Raw genomic sequence first — 1,359 nt, forward strand, 5'->3', positions numbered from 1 at the left:
TTTTTTATCTTTGAGATAAAAAAATGCAGACAAGACATTTTGAAGATTTAAAAGACAAGCGATTGTTGAATAGAGGAAATTCTATTCTCAATCGCTTGTTTGCTAAGAGTATTTATTCGATACGTCAATTAGCAAGTAATGATTCGGAAGCTAAGGGTATTTATCGATTTTTACAAAATGAGAATGTCAGTGAGGATGATATAATCAAGAATATGACATTAAATTGCGTTAATGCTGTTGGAAATAAATCGGTTTTGTGCATTCAAGACACAAGTGAAATTAACCTATGCAATCACAAAAACAGAATAAAGAAAGATGACAGTATTGGTACCATCCAGGATTCTTTTGGAATAGGTTTTTTCATCCATCCGAGCTTTGTGCTCGATTCAGAAACTTTAATGCCCTATGGATTTTCAGATGTTAAAGTTTGGAATAGGTCTTATGAATTTGATAAAAAACCTAGATCTCATCGATATAATCTGGTTCCCACGCAAGAAAAAGAATCTTATAAATGGATAGAATCGTCTTTAAATACCAAAAAAGTTTTAGAACAAGCCAAAGAAATCATCATTATACAAGATAGAGAAGGTGATATTTATGAGCAATTCTGCCTGATTCCCGACAAGAAAACACATTTATTGATACGGGCAAAAACCAATCGAATTCTTCAAGGAAAACAAAAGCTCTTTGAATATCTCTCAAACCAACCATCACAAGGAACTTATACCATTGAATTAGATGGAGATAGAAGGAAAAACATTAAGAAAAGGACCGCTACGATAGAAGTTCGTTTTTCGGAAGTAACAATAAGTGCCAATCAATATACCAATAAAACTCTTCCTGAAAAAGTAACCCTCTATGCCATTGAAGCAAAAGAAGTCAGTCAAGATGTTGAAAACCCAATACATTGGAGATTGTTAACTACTAAAAAAGTCGAAGACTTTGAAACAGCTTTGCTTTGTATCGAATGGTATACTTGTAGGTGGATAATTGAAGAGGTATTTAGAATTTTAAAAAGAGAAGGATTTAATATTGAAGCCAGTGAATTGTCTCAAGGTAAGGCTATACGGAAATTGTGTTTAATGATGCTCGAAACCATTATTAAACTCTTTATTATGCAAATCGCATATGATATAACAGAAGAAACCGAGCCCAGAAGCTGTTTTAATGAAGAAGAAATAGAATGCTTAGAAATGCAAATTAGGCAATTGGAAGGGAGAACAGAAAAATTAAAAAACCCATATAACCGTTCTGATTTAAAACGGTATATATGGGCTATAGCTAGATTAGGAGGCTGGAAAGGTTATCTTTCAGAGAGAAAACCTGGCATCACAACCTTTTGGATTGGTCTTCAAAAAT

The 1,359-nt window shown here is 33.1% G+C and carries 1 protein-coding gene; it reads left to right on the forward strand.

The genetic code is table 11. From position 1 onward, the window contains the following. Nucleotides 1-23: 23 nt before the first annotated feature. Nucleotides 24-1,359, forward strand: a 1,336-nt coding sequence (locus KZH69_RS20340; protein ID WP_219319298.1) for an IS4 family transposase, incomplete at its 3' end; no start/stop codon positions are given.

Origin of the sequence: Flavobacterium taihuense (assembly GCF_019351435.1) — a bacterium.
GTDB classification, from domain to species: Bacteria; Bacteroidota; Bacteroidia; order Flavobacteriales; family Flavobacteriaceae; genus Flavobacterium; species Flavobacterium taihuense.